Here is a 17259-nt window from a genome sequence, read left to right as displayed (position 1 = left end):
GTGTTTTGTTTAGTTTTGTTGGGCATTCGGTGGATGCCTTGGCATCAAGAGCTGATGAAGGACGTTGCGGCCTGCGATATGCCTCGGGGAGCTGGCGAGCGAGCGTTATTATCCGAGGGTGTCCGAATGGGGGAACCTAACCTGGGTTGTGCTGGGTTACCATCATCTGAACGTGTATAGGGTGGTGGGGGGAACGCGGGGAAGTGAAACATCTCAGTACCCGTAGGAGAAGATATTCCGTGAGTAGTGGCGAGCGAAAGCGGAGGAGGCTAAACCAGATGCGTGTCAGAGGCGGCGGCCGTTGCGTGTTTGGTGTTGTGGGGCCATGTTGGATCCTTCTGCCGGGGGGTCGCGTCGCATTGTGTTGGGAGTTGAACAGTCTGGGATGGCTGACCGGAGAGCGTGAGAGTCGTGTAAGCGGACCTGTGTTGTGTGGCGTGGATGTGGTGCCCGAGTAGCGCGGGACTCGTGGAATCTCGTGTGAATCTGCCAAGACCACTTGGTAAGCCTAAATACTACTTGATGACCGATAGTGCATAGTACCGTGAGGGAATGGTGAAAAGTACCCCGGGAGGGGAGTGAAATAGTACCTGAAACCGTGTGCCTGTAAGCCGTCAGAGCCTTGTGGGGTGATGGCGTGCCTTTTGAAGAATGAGCCTGCGAGTTAGTGATACGTGGCGTGCTTAACCCGTGTGGGGTATGCGTAGCGAAAGCGAGTCTGAAAGATGGCGTTTGTCGCGTGTTCTAGACCCGAAGCGGGGTGATCTACCCATGGTCAGGTTGAAGCAGAGGTAAGACTGTGTGGAGGACCGAACCCACCAGGGTTGAAAACCTGGGGGATGAACTGTGGGTAGGGGTGAAAGGCCAATCAAACTCCGTGATAGCTGGTTCTCCCCGAAATGCATTTAGGTGCAGCGTTGCGTGGTCCCTGGTGGAGGTAGAGCTACTGGATGGCCGATGGGCCCGATGGGTTACTGACGTCAGCCAAACTCCGAATGCCATTAGGTGTAGCGTGGCAGTGAGACTGCGGGGGATAAGCTTCGTAGTCGAGAGGGAAACAGCCCAGATCATCAGCTAAGGCCCCTAAGCGTGCGCTAAGTGGGAAAGGATGTGGAGTCGCGGTGACAACCAGGAGGTTGGCTTAGAAGCAGCCATCCTTGAAAGAGTGCGTAATAGCTCACTGGTCAAGTGGTTCTGCGCCGACAATGTAGCGGGGCTCAAGCGTACCGCCGAAGCTGTGGCAACAACATGTGATGCTGGCGCCAGGAACTGGAGTGCTGGTGTGTTGTTGGGTAGGGGAGCGTCCTGCACGAGGTGAAGCCTGGAGGGGACTTCTGGTGGATTGTGTGGGAGTGAGAATGCAGGCATGAGTAACGATTCTGCGGTGAGAATCCGCAGCGCCGATTGACTAAGGGTTCCAGGGCTAGGTTTATCCGCCCTGGGTTAGTCGGGTCCTAAGGCGAGGCCGACAGGCGTAGTCGATGGACAACCAGTTGATATTCTGGTACCGCGTTGTGACCGTCCATGCTGACGTCATTGTGCTAACCAATCTGCCCGCGCCCCGCCTCCGCTTTCGGGTGGTGGTGGTGTGTGTGGGTCTTGGGGTCCCGGTGATGGTAGGCAAGCGTGTTAACAGGGGTGACGCAGACAGGTAGCTGCAGTGCGCCGATGGTTGTGCGTATTTAAGGTTGTGGCCCGTCCCTCAGGTAAATCCGGGGGACATTGTGGGTGAGAACTGATGAGGGACACACGCGTGTGTGGACTTGTGGTGATCCTATGCTGCCGAGAAAAGCCTCGACGTGAGGGCATGACGCGCCCGTACCCTAAACCGACTCAGGTGGTCAGGTAGAGTATACCGAGGCGTTCGAGTGAATCATGGTTAAGGAACTCGGCAAAATTCCTCCGTAACTTCGGGATAAGGAGGACCCCGTGACTTCCCTCCGCCGCGCGTGGGGGTGGGGTTGTGGGGTCGCAGAGAATAGGGAGAAGCGACTGTTTATCAAAAACACAGGTGCGTGCGAAGCCGTAAGGCGATGTATACGCACTGACGCCTGCCCGGTGCTGGAAGGTTAAGAGGAACTGTTAACACCCCCCTGGGGTGTGAAGCGGTGAATTTAAGCCCCAGTAAACGGCGGTGGTAACTATAACCATCCTAAGGTAGCGAAATTCCTTGTCGGGTAAGTTCCGACCTGCACGAATGGCGTAACGACTTCTCCGCTGTCTCAACCATGAACTCGGTGAAATTGCAGTACGAGTAAAGATGCTCGTTTCGCGCAGAAGGACGGAAAGACCCCGGGACCTTTACTATAGCTTGGTATTGGTGTTCGCTTGGACTTGTGTAGGATAGGTGGGAGACTGTGAAGCTGCCGCGCCAGCGGTGGTGGAGTCGTCGTTGAAATACCATTCTGGTTCAAGCGGTCACCTCAACCTTGGCCCGTGATCCGGGTTGGGGACAGTGCCTGGTGGGTAGTTTAACTGGGGCGGTTGCCTCCTAAAATGTAACGGAGGCGCTCAAAGGTTCCCTCAGCCTGGTTGGTAATCAGGTGGCGAGTGCAAGTGTACAAGGGAGCTTGACTGTGAGACCGACGGGTCGAGCAGGTGCGAAAGCAGGAACTAGTGATCCGGCCATGGCACGTGGGTGCGTGGTCGCTCAACGGATAAAAGGTACCCCGGGGATAACAGGCTGATCTTGCCCAAGAGTCCATATCGACGGCATGGTTTGGCACCTCGATGTCGGCTCGTCGCATCCTGGGGCTGGAGTTGGTCCCAAGGGTTGGGCTGTTCGCCCATTAAAGCGGTACGCGAGCTGGGTTCAGAACGTCGTGAGACAGTTCGGTCCCTATCCTCTGTGCGCGCAGGAAACTTGACGAGGGCCGTCCCTAGTACGAGAGGACCGGGATGGACGAACCTCTGGTGTGCCAGTTGTACCGCCAGGTGCATGGCTGGTTAGCTACGTTCGGAAGGGATAACCGCTGAAAGCATCTAAGCGGGAAGCCTGCTCCAAGATGAGGTTTCCACGCCCCCACCGTGGGGTGAGAGGCCCCCGCCAGACGAGCGGGTTGATAGGCCAGAGGTGGAAGCACCGCGAGGTGCTCGAGAGCCGACTGGTACTAATGGGCCAACACTAAACAACAACACGCACCCCCCCCACAAGGGGGCGGGCCGTGCAGCAAAAGCCGCAACCACTATACAAACCACGATCAACCCACACCCCCCGAAAGAACGCGGGACGCGCAACAACGCAAACCCCAGGGGGGCGGTTGAACAACAAAACTTGTGGTGGTCACAGCACCGGGGAAACGCCCAGCACCATTCCGAACCTGGAAGCTAAGCCCGGCAGCGCCAATGGTACTGCAACCGACAGGTTGTGGGAGAGTAGGACACCGCCACAACACACCAAACAAGCGGACCGGGACACCCCCACACCAGGGGCGCCCCGGTCCGCCCACACACACCCACAAACAACACACGCGGGGACCAACGTCGCCCACTTTTCGCGTGGCACGTGGGATGCTATAGGCATGGTCAATTCTGTACTCCCGCGAGGGCCCCATCAACGCCACGATGGCAGCAACGAGGTCCTTGCCCACCGCATGGCGGCCCACGATCGCCTTGCCCATCAGTCGCAGGTTGTTCTTCGCCTCGGACAGATGCTCCTGTCTTTTGGAGCCAGCGCCTACCGTGTGAAGAAGTCGATGGCGGACGTCGCCAGGGCCGTCGGAATCTCCGAGCACCGCGCCCAGGTGACGTACACGGAGATTGTGGCCACCGCGTACGCCAACGGGACGTTCCGCACGGAGCTGGCCGAGCAACGACTCATGGGCGTGAACGCGGACAAGATCGACCGCATCAACAACTACGTTGCCTCCTTGAGGGGCAAGTCCGTGCGGGTCGAGGACGTCTCGGAAGAGCTCGACAAGATTGCGCGCGTGCCTGGACTGTACGACTGGTTTTCCAACGCGCTTGCTTCGGGCCTCGCCTGTGCGGCCTTCGCGTTTCTCAACGGCGGCGGATGGGTTGAGTGCTCCGCCGTGGCGGTCGCTTCCTTCTTCGGCCAGGCGCTGCGCCGTCAGATGCTCGTGCGACACATGAATCACTTCGGTGTGTGGATGGCCTGCGGGGCCCTCGCGGCGATGATCTACATCCTGCTCGTTGCACCCGCCCAGCACTTCCTGGGTCTGGAGAGCACCCACCAGGCGGGCTTCATTTCCGCGCTGCTGTTCCTCGTTCCCGGCTTTCCTCTCGTCACGGGGCTCATCGATCTCGTGCGGCAGGACTTCCAGGGCGGAGTCGGTCGGCTCGTCTATGTCGTCATGCTCGTCATGTCCGCGGGAGTCGCCGTATGGGCGATCTCTGCGATCTTTGGTTGGTCGGTCACCCCTGAGTACGGCGTGGCCCTGGTGCCCTGGCTCCACTATATTCTGAGGTTTGCGACGAGCTTCGTCGCGGCGTACGGTTTCGCGATGCTCTTCAACTCGCCACACCGGGTGTGCTTCGCGGCCGCAATGATTGGCGCCGTCATCAACACCGCGCGCATCGGCCTCGCCCTCGAGCTGCACGTTCCCGTTCCCGCGGCTGTCGGACTGGCGGCGCTCGCCGCGGGGCTGCTCGCGGTTTTCGTCGCGCGCAAGACGCGGTTCTCCCGCGTGACCCTTTCTGTTCCCGCCGTTGTCATCATGATCCCCGGAGTGCCGCTGTATCGGGCACTCACTTACCTCAACAACGCGCAGATTGACGACGCGATCGCTGCGCTCGTGACGGTCATGTTTACGATCGTCGCCATCGGAATGGGCCTGGCACTCTCGCGCATGCTCACCGATAAGAACTGGCTCGTTGAAAAGCAGGACCGAGTCCCCAACCTATGGGAATACGAGGAGGAGAACGCATGAGAGTCGAGATAGAGATGGCGGTGCTGCCGCCGCGCGTGAGCGCCGAGTACGAGATCAATCGCGAGGAGATCCGCGCAGTCGGTCGCAACATCGCGATTATCTTCGGGGGCGTCATCGTCGCCAAAGTACTCCGGGCGCTGCTCGTGCGCTAGGAACCAGTGACGCGTTCGAGGCCGTGGCCGGGAGACCGGTCGCGGCCTCAAACGCGTCGGAGAGAGTCGGGAGCGAGCGAAGACAAACGAATGGGGCCGACCCGGAGGGCCGACCCCATTCGCGCGGGCGGGGGAGGAGTGGGGTCCCCGCCCGCTGGCATGGCGGCGGAGCCTGTGGGTGGTGCGAAGACCTCCGCCGCCGTAGCCTGTGTCACATGCCGCCGAGGATCTGAGCGACGACAATCTTTCCGACCATAGCGACCGGGTACACGAGGGCGTACCCGAGCGCCACGCGGGGATCGGCGTTGGTGCGGCCATTGGCGAATGCCAGCACGGCGGGCTGTGTCTGGGCGCCGCCCAGAAGGCCTGCGAGCTTCGTGCCGCCCATCTTGAACACCCACCGCATGGTGGCGTACAGGCCGATCGCCATGATCAGCGTCATGATCGCGCCCAATGCAAAGATACGGATCCAGTCGCCGGACGTGAATGCCTCAAGGATCTGGCCACCCGCCTTGGCGCCAGCCTGCGCGAGGAAGATCAGGAGCCCAACCTCGGCGAGCACCTGGCAGGTCGTGAACGGCAGCGCCGTCGCGATGGGACCGATGCGCCCGATTCGTCCAAAGATGAGGCCAACGATGAGGGTGCCGGCGGCCGAGCCGATGGAGAAGTACTCGCCCGACGGGGTGAGGATCGGCAGCTCACCGATGGCGATGCCGATGGCCATTCCCAGGCCCAACGCGATGGGGTTCAGGTCAGTGAGGCCTCGAGTCGAGTCGCCGAAGAACTTGGTGATCTCCTTCATCTTCGATGTTGGAGCGACGACGCGGACACGGTCACCCTGCTGCAGGACCAGACCCGGTTCGGCGACCATGTCGACGTCGCCGCGGCGCACGCGCGAAATTGTCGCCGAATAATCCTTGGCGAGGGCAAGCGATGCGACCGTTCGCCCCGCGATCTTCGGATTGGAGATCGTCACGCGCCGGAAGTCGAGGTAGGAGCGGTCCTGCATGAGCGAGTGAGAGGATGCGTGCCCCAGCTCGGTGGCTGCGCGGGCAACGAGCTCGCGCGGCCCCACCACCGTCACCAGGTCTCCGGGGTCAAGCGTGTCGGACATCGCCGGTCGTGTGATGGGGCCGCTTTCGCCTCGACGCAGGCGCGAGAAGGACACCTTCTCGCCGAGCTTTTCGTAGATGTCGCCCACGAAAGGATGATCGTCGCGCTCGACCCTGATCGTCCGATTGGCCAGAGGAGACGGCGTGTCCTTGTCGTTGCGCCCGTAGTGCAGGGCAGCCATCGACGCGACCAGCATTCCAATGACACCGAAGAGGTAAGCAATCGAGTAGCCGACGGTGGCACGCGCGGGGTCTCCGCTGGCCTCGCCCGCCGCCGCCAGCGCGGGGGTGTTCGTCACCGCGCCGGCGAACGTGCCGGCGATCAGTGGAACGTCCATCCCCATCGCCTTGCCGATGTACAGACCCGCGGTGGCGGCTATGCCGTAGAACGCCACCATCGTGAGGATCGGACCGATGGCGGTCTTGAAATTGTGGAAGAAGGAAGCACCCGAGTTGATGCCGATGGCAAACGTGAAGAGAGTCAGGCCGAGGGTGCCCAGTTGCGGTGTGACCCTCAGTTCGATTCCGTAGGACTGAGCCCAGGCGGCCGTGACGATGGCGAAGAACAAGACCGCGGCGGCGCCGAGGCTGATGCCCTTGATCTTCAGGTGCCCGAAAGCCATTCCGATCCCGATCAACAGGAAGAGGAACAGCACGGGCTGTTGGCTCAAGATCTCGAAGACCTGTTGCACGATGAAAACTCCGTTGTGTGAATTGTGATACTAGGAATGGGTCCATTAAACCAGCTGCGCGTCCCCCTCGTGCCAGCACATGGTCCTAGATCGCCTGCTAGGAGGAACGGTCCGAACAATGAGATGATCGCGAGCGGCCCGCCCAGGAACGATACGGTAAAGCCATGCTGAACGTTCGCGGGATTGGAATTGTTGCCCTGGTTATCGTACCCGGGCGTGCGATGCCTGCCGCGTAACGAGAGGATGGGTCGCACGCCTGCTCCCCGCATCCGAGATGACGCTCGGAGTTGACGGGGCTTTTTCTTTGAGACGGTCCCAACAATTGAGAGGACGAATGGTGAGCGAGACCTGCACCACCACCCGCATGACCGGAGCCGAGGCCATCGTTGCGAGCCTCGAAGCGCTCGGAGTGACCGATGTGTTCGGAATGCCGGGCGGCGCGATTCTGCCGACGTACGACCCCCTGATGGCATCGACGACCATCCGCCATATCCTGGTGCGCCACGAGCAGGGCGCCGGCCACGCAGCCGAAGGATACGCGCTGGCCACCGGAAAGACCGGCTGCGCCCTGGTCACCTCCGGCCCCGGGGCTACGAATGTGCTCACGGCCCTCGGGGACGCGTGCATGGACTCCGTGCCGATCGTCGTGATCTCCGGACAGGTGGGCGCATCCCTGATCGGCACGGACGCCTTCCAGGAAGCTGACGTCGTCGGCGCATCCATGCCCGTCACGAAGCACTCCTTCCTCGTCACCGATCCCGCCGAGATCCCGGCGCGCCTCGCCGAGGCCTTCCACCTGGCGGGAACCGGCCGACCCGGCCCCGTCCTCGTGGACATCACCAAGTCAGCGCAGGTGACCGAGATGGACTTCTCGTGGCCCCCGGTCATCGATCTTCCCGGCTACCGCGTCGCAGACAAGCCGAACATGAAGCAGGTGCGCGCCGCGGCACGCGCCATCGCCGACGCGCAGGCGCCGGTGCTGTACGTGGGCGGAGGAACCGTGCGCTCGGGAGCGACCGACTCGCTGGCGAGCCTCGTTGAGCTGACGAACGCGCCCGTGGTCACCACGCTGACCGCGCGCGGAGCGTTCCCCGACTCCGATCGCCACAACCTGGGCATGCCCGGCATGCACGGCACGGTCGCCGCGGTCGGTGCGCTCCAACGCGCCGACCTCATCGTTGCCCTCGGCGCACGCTTCGACGACCGAGTCACCGGCCGCCTCGACTCGTTCGCGCCGCGCGCGAGGGTCATCCACATCGATATTGACGCGGCAGAGATCTCGAAGAACCGGCACGCCGACATTCCGATCGTTGCCGATCTGGCGACCGCGCTTCCGATCCTTTCCGAGCATATCGCCCAGGCGCAGTCCGAGGGCAAGGCCGACATCTCCGGATGGTGGCGCTACCTCGACCGCCTGCGGACCAAGTATCCGATCGGGTGGACCCAGCCGAGCGATGGGATGATGGCTCCTCAGGAGGTCCTCAAGAAGCTCTCCGACGCCGTCGGCCCCGACGCGGTTTACGTGACGGGCGTTGGCCAGCACCAGATGTGGGCCTCTCAGTTTGTCACGCTGGACGAGCCGCGCAGTTTCATCTCATCGTGTGGCTCGGGCACGATGGGCTACTGCATTCCCGCGGCCATGGGAGCGCAGGTGGGGGCTCCGGACAAGGTCGTGTGGGCAATCGACGGCGACGGGTCCTTCCAGATGACCAACCAGGAGCTCGCGACCTGCACGGTCAACAGCATCCCGATCAAGGTCGCGCTCATCAACAACTCGGTGCTGGGCATGGTGCGCCAGTGGCAGTCCCTGTTCTACGGCAAGCGCTACTCCAACACGACGCTGAATCCGAGCGAGGGCGAACAGATCCCCAACTTCGAGATGCTTGCCCAGGCCTACGGGATGGCTGCGCGCACCGTGCGCTCAATCGACGAGGTGGATGCCGCCATCGAATGGGCCATGTCCATCAACGACCGGCCCGTCCTCATCGACTTCAGAGTGTCGAAGGACTCGATGGTGTGGCCGATGGTCGCCGCCGGTGTGTCCAACGACGAGATCCGCTACGCCAAGGGAATGGCGCCCGACTGGGAGGTGGAAGACTGATGACGAATCGACACACTCTGGCCGTGCTGGTCGAAAACAAGCCCGGCGTGCTCACCCGCGTCGCCGCGCTCTTTGCCCGCCGCGCGTTTAATATCAAGTCGCTGGCAGTGGGGGAGACCGAACACCCAGAGGCCTCCCGCATGACCATCATCGTAGACGCCGACTCCGCGCCCATCGAGCAGGTGGTCAAGCAGCTCAACAAGCTCATCAACGTCCTCAAGGTCGTTGAGCTTGAACCTGAAGAATCCGTCGAACGACGCCTGCTCCTCATGAAGGTCCAGGCAGACGAAACACGTCGCACCTCGGTCCTGCAGATCGTGGATCTCTTCCGTGCGCACGTCGTCGACGTCCAACCGGAGTCGGTCGTTATTGAATCGGTCGGCTCGCTATCCAAGCTGGAGGCGCTGCTGCGGGCACTTGAGCCCTACGGCGTCACCGAACTCGTCCAATCGGGCGCCGTGGCGATAGGCCGCGGGTCGCGCTCGATCACGGATCAACTGAAGGAGAAATGACAATGGCAGAGATCATCTATGACGACGGCGCAGACCTGTCGCTGATCCAGTCCAAGAAGGTTGCCGTTATCGGTTACGGCTCGCAGGGTCATGCGCACGCGCTCAACCTGAAGGATTCCGGAGTTGACGTGGTCGTCGGCCTGCGCCCCGGGTCCTCCTCGTGGGCGAAGGCCGAGGCGGCCGGACTGACGGTCAAGGACGTCCCCGAGGCCGTGGCCGAGGGCGATGTCGTTTCGGTCCTGCTTCCCGACCAGGTGCAGCGCTACGTGTACGCCGAGCAGATTGCCCCCAACCTCAAGGAGGGTGCGGCCCTGCTGTTCGCGCACGGCTTCAACATTCGCTACGGCTACATCGAGGTTCCCGCCGGTCACGACGTCATCATGGTCGCCCCCAAGGGCCCCGGCCACAAGGTCCGTGAGACCTACGTGCAGGGCAAGGGCACCCCGGACGTCGTCGCCGTCGAGGTGGACGCCTCCGGCAAGGCCTGGGAGCTGGCCCTGTCCTACGCGAAGGGCATCGGCGGCACCCGCGCGGGCGTCATCAAGACGACCTTCACCGAGGAGACTGAGACCGATCTGTTCGGCGAGCAGGCTGTCCTGTGTGGCGGCGTCTCCCACCTGATCCAGGCGGGTTTCGAGACCCTGGTCGAAGCCGGCTACCAGCCCGAGATCGCCTACTTCGAGGTCTGCCACGAGATGAAGCAGATTGTCGACCTCATCAACGAGGGCGGCATCACCAAGCAGCGTTGGTCGTGCTCCGACACCGCTGAGTACGGCGACTACGTCTCGGGTCCGCGCGTCATCAACGAGTCCTCCAAGGAGGCTATGAAGGCTGTCCTGGCAGACATTCAGGACGGCACCTTCGCCCGCAGGTTCATCGCCGACCAGGATAACGGAGCGCTGGAGTTCAAGGCGCTGCGGGCCGAGGAAGAGGCCCATCCGATCGAGAAGACCGGCCAGAAGCTGCGCAAGGCCTTCGGCTGGACCGATTCCGACGAGGACTACACCGAGGGCAGCGCCGCGCGCTGATTCCTTCGCTCTTCCTCGCGCGATAGCGCCCCGGCCTCGTTCCGCTCTCGGAACGAGGCCGGGGTCGCTTCTGTTCGGTTCGAGTACTGCCCGCGGTTGGGCAGGCTCGCCCCTCGTCGTTGGGACATCCCAGCCGCCGCAGGGGAGCCAGCGCGGCGCGGCGGCGCCGTGCGAGGCGTTCAGGGGGGAGTTGGACAGGCGCAGAGGCCTGCGGCACGCCGGGGATAGGGGAGTGGTTAGTTTCTGTGCGGATTGGTCGAGTGGCGAGGGGGAACGGACGGGAATATCCAGCGGGTTTGCAAGCAATTATGGATCGCTGCTGTGACGATGTTTCTCATACAACTGGTTAGCGAGCATCTAAATTTGTATGATGAATCTTGTGGCCGGCCAGCCCCGATGTGCCAGCCGCATGTTGACAACCCGTCCCGGAAGGAGCAACGATGACCCTCCGCCACTTTGGGCGAGCCCTCGCCGCTGCCTCGGGCGCTGCACTCCTGTGCGCGTCCCTGGCCGCCCCAGCGCTGGCTACGCCAGACAGTGACACTGCGACCACGAACGGCGCATCTACCTTAGCGACCGATGCAGACTCGACCCCGATCACCGTCACCGCCTCGCGAACCGACTCCAATGGTGAGACGGTCTACGCCGGTGACGTCATCACCGTCACTTTCACGTACACGAACAACACGGACAGTGCGCTCACCGTCTTCCCGGTCGCCTCGAATCTGTCCGGTGTGCTGACCACCGGTGCCCCCAACTGCCGCTGGCACAACCTGCCCGCGCACGCCACCAAGCAGTGCACGACCGCCACACACACCGTGACCGCCGACGATGTTGCGGCCGGACACTTCACCCCCACCTCCACCTGGGCCGCGACGCGGGACCGCGAGGGAACGAACGTTATCGCGGGCGACATCACCGCCAACGTCGACCCGGTGACCGTCGCCCAGGGTGAGCGTCCCCCGGCCCCGGACCCGCTGGAGACCCCGCAGGACTACGCGATTGGCGACAAGGTCCGCCTCGCTTCCCCCGGCCTCGCCGGTTTCACCTGCCACCGAATTCCCGCGCTGACCACCGCCACCAACGGCTGGATCCTGGCCGCATGGGATGGGCGCCCCGACAACTGCCAGGACGCCCCCCAGGCAAACTCGATCATCTACCGCATCTCGAAGGATGGCGGCAAGTCCTGGACCCCCGTGAGGACCGCAATCGCCGGTACCCCCGGTGCGGACAAGGTCGGATACTCCGATCCCTCCTTTGTTGTCGACCGCACGAGTGGAACGATCTTCCTCTTCTCCGTCAAGTCCTACGACGCGGGCCTCTTCAAGTCCCAGCTCGGAACCGACCCGAGCGCACGCAACATCCTGCACGCCCACGTCATCGAATCCCACGACAACGGTGAGACCTGGGTGAACCCGCGCACCATCACCGACCAGGTCACCGCCGGGCACGAGAGCGAGTGGTTCACCCGCTTCGCCTCCTCCGGCGAAGGCATCCAGCTACGCTACGGCGCACACGCCGGCCGCCTCATCCAGCAGTACGCCGTCGCCAACGCCGGTACCACCTCGCTCATGGCCGTCTCGGTCTACTCCGACGACCACGGAGCCACCTGGAAGCCGGGCGCGCCCACCGAGGGCAGCGCCGACGAGAACAAGGTGGTCGAGCTCTCCGACGGGCGTCTCCTTCTCAACTCGCGCACGCAGGGCACCGCAGGGCAGCGCCTAGAGGCGATCTCCTACGACGGAGGCCAGACCTGGGGACCCTTCCGGCACAACTGGGATCTGACCGATCCGCGCAACAACGCGTCGATCGTGCGCGCCTACCCGGATGCCCCCGAGGGCTCGGCTCGCGCCCGCGTGCTGCTCTTCTCGAACGCGGACTCCGCCAGCGCCCGCGCCAACGGCACGGTGCGCGTGTCCTACGACGACGGCTTCACCTGGAGTGACGGCAAGGTCTTCGAGAGCGGCGAGATGGCCTACTCGACGCTGCACCCCCTCGCCGACGGAACCTGGGGCCTGCTGTATGAGTCCGGCGGCTACAAGAACATCGAATTCATGAGGATGGACGCCTCCTACCTCGGCCTCACCGATCCCGGTGAGGGACCCGCCCCCACGCCGCAGCCGAGGCCGGATCCCGCCCCCACGACGGAGCCCGCCCACTGGGTCAACACCGGCAACGGGTGGAAGTGGCAACTCGAAGACTCCACGTTCGCCACCTCTCGAACCCTCACCATCGGCGAGGCCACCTACCGCTTCGACGCCAACGGCATGATGGTCACAGGCTGGGATAACCAGGATGGCGCCTGGAGCTACTACAACGCGTACGGCGCCCGCGTGACCGGATGGCTCATGAGCGGCGGAAGCTGGTACTACATCGATCCAGCGACAGGCATCATGAACACCGGCTGGGTGCAGGTCGATGGACGCTGGTACCTCCTGTCCTCCTCCGGCGCCATGCTCACCGGCTGGCAGCAGCTCGGAGCCACCTGGTACTACCTCGGCCCCTCCGGCGCCATGCTCACCGGCTGGCAGCAGATTGGGCGCACCTGGTACTACTTCGCCTCCGACGGCCACATGGTCACCGGCTGGCAGACGATTGACGGGCGCTGGTACCTCTTCGCTCCCTCGGGCGCGTGGATCTGATCAACCCGATACCGATCGCGGGGTCGCCGGAACGCACGAATGTTCCGGCGACCCCGCCTCGCTGAGGCGGCGTAACCAATGAAACAGCCCACGGGTCGGACCGGGCGGGCCGAGGGAAGCGTCAGCGGGGAAGATGGATGCATGACACTGAAAATCGCAGTAATCCCCGGGGATGGGATCGGCCAGGAGATCGTACCCGAGAGCCTGAAGGTCCTCGACCGAGTTCTGGCCGACCGCGCCATCGCCTACTCCACGACCCACTTCGATCTGGGGGCGCGGCGCTGGCATGCCACCGGCGACACACTCACGGACGACGATCTTCAGGCCATCAAGGGCCACGACGCCATCCTCCTGGGAGCGGTCGGAGACCCCTCCGTCCCCTCCGGCGTCCTCGAGCGAGGGCTGCTCCTCAAGCTGCGCTTCGCGCTCGACCACTACGTGAACCTGCGCCCGTCGAAGTACTACGAGGGGGTGCCCAGCCCCCTGGCCAATCCCGGCGACATCGACTTCGTCGTCGTTCGCGAGGGCACCGAGGGACTCTACTGCGGCAACGGCGGCGCCGTGAGGGTCGGTACCCCCCACGAGATTGCGACCGAGGTCAGTGTCAACACCGCCTACGGCGTTGAGCGCGTCGTGCGCTACGCCTTCGAGGCTGCCTCGTCCCGCAGGAACCACCTGACCCTGGTGCACAAGCACAACGTGCTGGTCAACGCCGGACACATGTGGCGCCGCATCGTCGACGAGGTGGGGGAGGAATACCCCGACGTGCGCGTCGACTACTGTCACATCGACGCCGCCACCATCTACATGGTCACCGACCCGGGCCGCTTCGACGTCATCGTCACCGACAACCTCTTCGGCGACATCCTCACCGACGAGGCGGGCGCAGTCACCGGTGGGATCGGCCTGAGCGCGTCCGCCAACCTTAACCCATCGCGCGAGTACCCCTCGATGTTCGAGCCCGTGCACGGCTCCGCCCCCGACATTGCGGGGCAGGGCAAGGCGGATCCGACCGCGACCATCTCCTCGGTCGCGCTCATGCTCGACTTCATGGGATACGCCGAGGAAGCCGAGCGCGTGCGCGCGGCGATCGACGCCGACATGGCGGCGCGCGCCGAGGCCGCGGCGGCCGGAACGCCGCTCGTGCGCTCAACCTCCCAGATCGGAGACGACATCGCCGCGCGACTGTGAGCGCCTAACACGCGGGGCGCGGAGCAGATCCGGTCTCAGCGTGTGCCGATGAGCGCTGGAAGGGGCGTGCGCGGTGCCCACTGCTCGATGTCCACCAGCGCGGCGCTCGCCCCAGCGGAACGCACGGACGCCGATTCAGAGGCCAGCATGGCCGCATCGGCGGCCAGGAGGTTCGACGCCAACGAAGCGGCATCCAGAGTTGAGAGCTCGCAACGCGGTGTGCGCGCGTCCGCTGCCCCGGCGCGCAGAGCCGTTTGTGCACGGACAAGAAGCTCCCCGGAGACGTCGTAGGCATCGCTCAGCGTGCCCGCGCTCGTCTGCGCCTTGGGGAGAGTCGAGGCGGTGCAATCCCACGTGGCCACCGCCGCCGACAGCTCCGCCGAGGACGACAGGTCCTTCCCCGACGGGGCAAAGACGGGAGTCACCGACGGGGAATCGAAAAGATCGATCGACCAGGTTTGGACGCCCTGTCGGGAGGCCGCGTTGGTACGGTCATTGATCAGGAGTGCCTGGTCCGCTCCGGAATCCAGCGCGATCCCGTAGGCGCGGCTCACAGTCACCGCCGTCGCGTAGCGTCCCAGCGCGGCTGCCGCAAGGGTACGCGCCTGCTCAGAACTCGACCGATGTGGGTCGGAAGCGATCTCCAAGTCTCTCGTTGCGGTCCTGGCCAGCCACGACACGTACGCGGAAACCTCGGTGGGTGCCTCAGACACGGCCGCAGGCGCCGATTCGCCATCGGGGGTGTCTCCACCCCACGGATCCCACAGCCCGCCCAGTGCCTCGAGACGCTCGTCGGAGGAAGCGGCGGCGGCGCGCAGAGCCGACGAACAGGAGGCGCAATCGGTTGCAAGCGACGCCAACTGGGAGGCTCGGGAAGAAGCAGCCGACTCGGTCCGAGCCGCCTGGTCCCTCACGGCCTCGAAACCCGACAGCGAGGGCAGGGAGGAAGCCTGGCAAGCGGACAACGCCACAACCACCGCGCCAACGGCGAAAACGCTCAGCGCGCGGCGTGTGTTCAAAGTCTGTTTCGCGAAACGCACACCCGCATCATCCCACACCCCTGGGTAGGATAGGTAACTGACCCGCGTACGGCAGAAGAAAGACAGGCGCTTATGGCATCGTCCACCTCAGACGTTTCGCTTGAGGAACTCCTCGCACCTATCGTTGAGCAGGCTGGCCTGGAGCTGGAATCGGTGACGCGCTCGCGCTCCGACCACACACCCCTCCTGCGGGTCATCGTTGACGCGCCTATCGGCGCCGGAGGCGTCGACTCGGATGCCCTGGCGAACGTGTCTCGGGCCGTGTCCCGAGCCCTGGACGACGCCGATCCGATCGACGGCGAATACCTGCTCGAGGTGTCCACGCCCGGCGCCGAGCGCGAACTCACCAAGGTCGACCACTGGCTGCGCCAAGTCGGGCGACTCGTTCGCGTGAAGCTGCGTGCCGGCGGACACGTCAGCGGACGCGTCGTCGACGCCGACGAGTCCGGTGCGACCATCGACGTCGACGGCAACGCCACCACCATCGCCTACAGCGACATGCGGAAGGCGCGTTCTCGCATCGAATTCGGCGCTGGACAATAGGACAGAAGACGCCGGTCGGCGTCCTTGTCGGCGATGAGGCCGACGCGATGCCGTCTCGCCGACGTTTGATAGCGTCGTCACATTCGTGTATGGTGTGACCCGATGCACGGGAGCCCCGGAGACGAGGGGCTGAGAGGGAGGCGAGCCTCCGACCGACACACCTGATCCGGGTCATACCGGCGTAGGGACGCAGACACTTCTTCCACGAGGGCTCGTGCGCGCACGCGAAAGAGCCGCAGTGAACGAGAAGAACGCGCACCTTGATGTGACGACCAGGGCCTGGCCCGTCATCTCCGATTCCGAGATCGCGGACGTCCTCGGACGCCTCGAACAACCCCTGGCCGGCACCCCACTGACGGTGTCGAATCGCCCCACCACTGCGGGAATCCTCGTCGACGTCGGCCCTCGCACCGTCTTCATCAAACGACACGGCCCTCGCACGCTTCCCGCCGACCACCTGCGAGCGGTCCACGGCTTGGTCGCCCACGTGCGTGACAGGGGCATCCCCACACCGGCCCTCCTACGCTTCGCCGACCACGACACCCTCTGGGAAACACCCGCCGGAACGTGGGAGGTATACGAAGGTGCCCAAGGCGAGGACCGATACCGCGACGCCCCCACCTGGACGGTGCCCCGCACCCTCGACGAGGCCCGCGCCCTGGGAGCCATGACCGCGCGCCTGGCTATCGCCTCGGCCGGCTATCGCGCGAGACGTAACCCCGCGTGCGCCTATCAATCGAGCATGCACCTCTTCGCCTCCGATCCCAGGCGCAACCTGCCCCGATGGCTCGCCGAACGCCCCGGTGTTCGGGCATACCTGGCGCACTCGGGGCGGCGTATCGAAGACCAGTGGGCGCCTCACCTGCAATTCGCGGCCTCCTACGCGGACATAGCACCCAGGCTGCCGGTCGCATGGACCCACGGGGACCTGCACGTTTCCAACGTCTTTTGGGACGGAAACAACCCCTCACAGGTCATCGACTTCGGCCTGGCGGACCGAAACCCGGCCGTCTACGACCTGGCGCTCGCGATCGAACGCAATGCCTTCGAATGGACACGAATCGTCGATGGCGACGAAGACGCCGTACGCGCAGACGTCACGTTGGCACTCATCGAGGGCTACGAAGAGATCCGCCCGCTGAGCCCCGACGAGAGGCGTGGACTCGTCACCATGATGCCCCTCGTCCAAGCCGAAGCGGCACTGAACTGGATCGAGTACCAGTACGGGGCAACCCGTTCCCTCCACGGCGCCGACTGGTGCCTCGACATCTTCTTCGGCGAGCACACCAGGTGGTTCACGCGCCCGAGCGGGCGCGACTACCTGGCGTGGCTCGACGACGCGCTCACCCACGACTGA

11 protein-coding genes, 2 rRNA genes and 1 riboswitch are annotated in these 17259 nt (G+C 64.0%); of the genes, 11 read left to right on the top strand and 2 right to left on the bottom strand.

Annotated elements, in window-relative coordinates; translation table 11 throughout:
- The first annotated feature begins 6 nt into the window (after positions 1-6).
- The 4 genes from NQK35_RS04730 to NQK35_RS04715 all read left to right on the top strand — a co-directional run bounded on the left by NQK35_RS04730 (position 7) and on the right by NQK35_RS04715 (position 5041).
- Positions 7-3133: ribosomal RNA gene (locus NQK35_RS04730) — 23S ribosomal RNA — on the top strand.
- 142 nt (positions 3134-3275) lie between these two features.
- Positions 3276-3392: ribosomal RNA gene (gene rrf / locus NQK35_RS04725) — 5S ribosomal RNA — on the top strand.
- 201 nt (positions 3393-3593) lie between these two features.
- A complete protein-coding gene (locus NQK35_RS04720; RefSeq protein WP_009211842.1) occupies positions 3594-4889 on the top strand; it encodes a threonine/serine exporter family protein in 1296 nt (431 codons plus the stop codon).
- A complete protein-coding gene (locus tag NQK35_RS04715) occupies positions 4886-5041 on the top strand; it encodes a hypothetical protein (RefSeq protein WP_009211841.1) in 156 nt (51 codons plus the stop codon). The genes NQK35_RS04720 and NQK35_RS04715 overlap by 4 nt, the downstream gene beginning before the upstream one ends.
- 211 nt (positions 5042-5252) lie before the next feature.
- Here NQK35_RS04715 and NQK35_RS04710 read toward each other — a convergent pair whose 3' ends face one another.
- Entirely contained in the window at positions 5253-6845 is a 1593-nt protein-coding gene (locus NQK35_RS04710; protein ID WP_009211840.1) for an aspartate:alanine exchanger family transporter, read from the bottom strand.
- 334 nt (positions 6846-7179) lie between these two features.
- Between NQK35_RS04710 and NQK35_RS04705 the strand changes: the two genes are divergently transcribed.
- From NQK35_RS04705 to NQK35_RS04685, 5 genes are all read left to right on the top strand, one after another.
- Positions 7180-8946 carry an acetolactate synthase large subunit gene (locus tag NQK35_RS04705; protein WP_257114686.1) on the top strand — a complete coding sequence of 589 codons (1767 nt, stop codon included), beginning with the start codon at positions 7180-7182 and terminating at the stop codon, positions 8944-8946.
- Positions 8946-9458, top strand: a complete 513-nt coding sequence (gene ilvN / locus NQK35_RS04700; protein ID WP_257114685.1) for an acetolactate synthase small subunit — start codon at positions 8946-8948, stop codon at positions 9456-9458. Before NQK35_RS04705 ends, ilvN begins: the two co-directional genes overlap by 1 nt.
- A 2-nt stretch (positions 9459-9460) precedes the next feature.
- Positions 9461-10486, top strand: a complete 1026-nt coding sequence (ilvC, locus tag NQK35_RS04695; protein ID WP_034230848.1) for a ketol-acid reductoisomerase — start codon at positions 9461-9463, stop codon at positions 10484-10486.
- A gap of 440 nt (positions 10487-10926) precedes the next feature.
- Positions 10927-13128: an exo-alpha-sialidase gene (locus NQK35_RS04690; protein ID WP_048741101.1), complete on the top strand. Its 2202-nt coding sequence runs from the start codon at positions 10927-10929 to the stop codon at positions 13126-13128.
- A gap of 141 nt (positions 13129-13269) precedes the next feature.
- Positions 13270-14319: a 3-isopropylmalate dehydrogenase gene (locus tag NQK35_RS04685; protein ID WP_048741104.1), complete on the top strand. Its 1050-nt coding sequence runs from the start codon at positions 13270-13272 to the stop codon at positions 14317-14319.
- Between the two features lie 35 nt (positions 14320-14354).
- Here the strand turns inward: NQK35_RS04685 and NQK35_RS04680 are convergent, their stop codons facing one another.
- Positions 14355-15377 (bottom strand): hypothetical protein, encoded by a 1023-nt coding sequence (locus NQK35_RS04680; RefSeq protein ID WP_009211833.1) that lies wholly within the window; start codon positions 15375-15377, stop codon positions 14355-14357.
- Positions 15378-15431: 54 nt separating this feature from the next.
- Between NQK35_RS04680 and rimP the strand changes: the two genes are divergently transcribed.
- Both rimP and NQK35_RS04670 read left to right on the top strand, forming a co-directional pair.
- Complete coding sequence (gene rimP, locus NQK35_RS04675; protein ID WP_257114684.1) at positions 15432-15902, top strand: ribosome maturation factor RimP; 471 nt, start codon at positions 15432-15434, stop codon at positions 15900-15902.
- 97 nt (positions 15903-15999) lie between these two features.
- Positions 16000-16107, top strand: a riboswitch (TPP riboswitch).
- Positions 16108-16140: 33 nt separating this feature from the next.
- Positions 16141-17259 carry a phosphotransferase enzyme family protein gene (locus NQK35_RS04670; RefSeq protein ID WP_009211831.1) on the top strand — a complete coding sequence of 373 codons (1119 nt, stop codon included), beginning with the start codon at positions 16141-16143 and terminating at the stop codon, positions 17257-17259.

Origin of the sequence: Schaalia odontolytica, assembly GCF_024584435.1 — a bacterium.
GTDB lineage: Bacteria > Actinomycetota > Actinomycetes > Actinomycetales > Actinomycetaceae > Pauljensenia.
Note: the sequence above shows the minus strand (reverse complement) of the source record. Positions and strands in the feature narration are given on the sequence as shown.

What these genes read in the sequence shown, in the direction of transcription:
- NQK35_RS04720 (WP_009211842.1), top strand. Translation starts at nt 3,594, where the DNA reads ATGGCGGCCCACGATCGCCTTGCCCATCAGTCGCAGGTTGTTCTTCGC.
- NQK35_RS04715 (WP_009211841.1), top strand. Translation starts at nt 4,886, where the DNA reads ATGAGAGTCGAGATAGAGATGGCGGTGCTGCCGCCGCGCGTGAGCGCC.
- NQK35_RS04705 (WP_257114686.1), top strand. Translation starts at nt 7,180, where the DNA reads ATGGTGAGCGAGACCTGCACCACCACCCGCATGACCGGAGCCGAGGCC.
- ilvN (WP_257114685.1), top strand. Translation starts at nt 8,946, where the DNA reads ATGACGAATCGACACACTCTGGCCGTGCTGGTCGAAAACAAGCCCGGC.
- ilvC (WP_034230848.1), top strand. Translation starts at nt 9,461, where the DNA reads ATGGCAGAGATCATCTATGACGACGGCGCAGACCTGTCGCTGATCCAG.
- NQK35_RS04690 (WP_048741101.1), top strand. Translation starts at nt 10,927, where the DNA reads ATGACCCTCCGCCACTTTGGGCGAGCCCTCGCCGCTGCCTCGGGCGCT.
- NQK35_RS04685 (WP_048741104.1), top strand. Translation starts at nt 13,270, where the DNA reads ATGACACTGAAAATCGCAGTAATCCCCGGGGATGGGATCGGCCAGGAG.
- rimP (WP_257114684.1), top strand. Translation starts at nt 15,432, where the DNA reads ATGGCATCGTCCACCTCAGACGTTTCGCTTGAGGAACTCCTCGCACCT.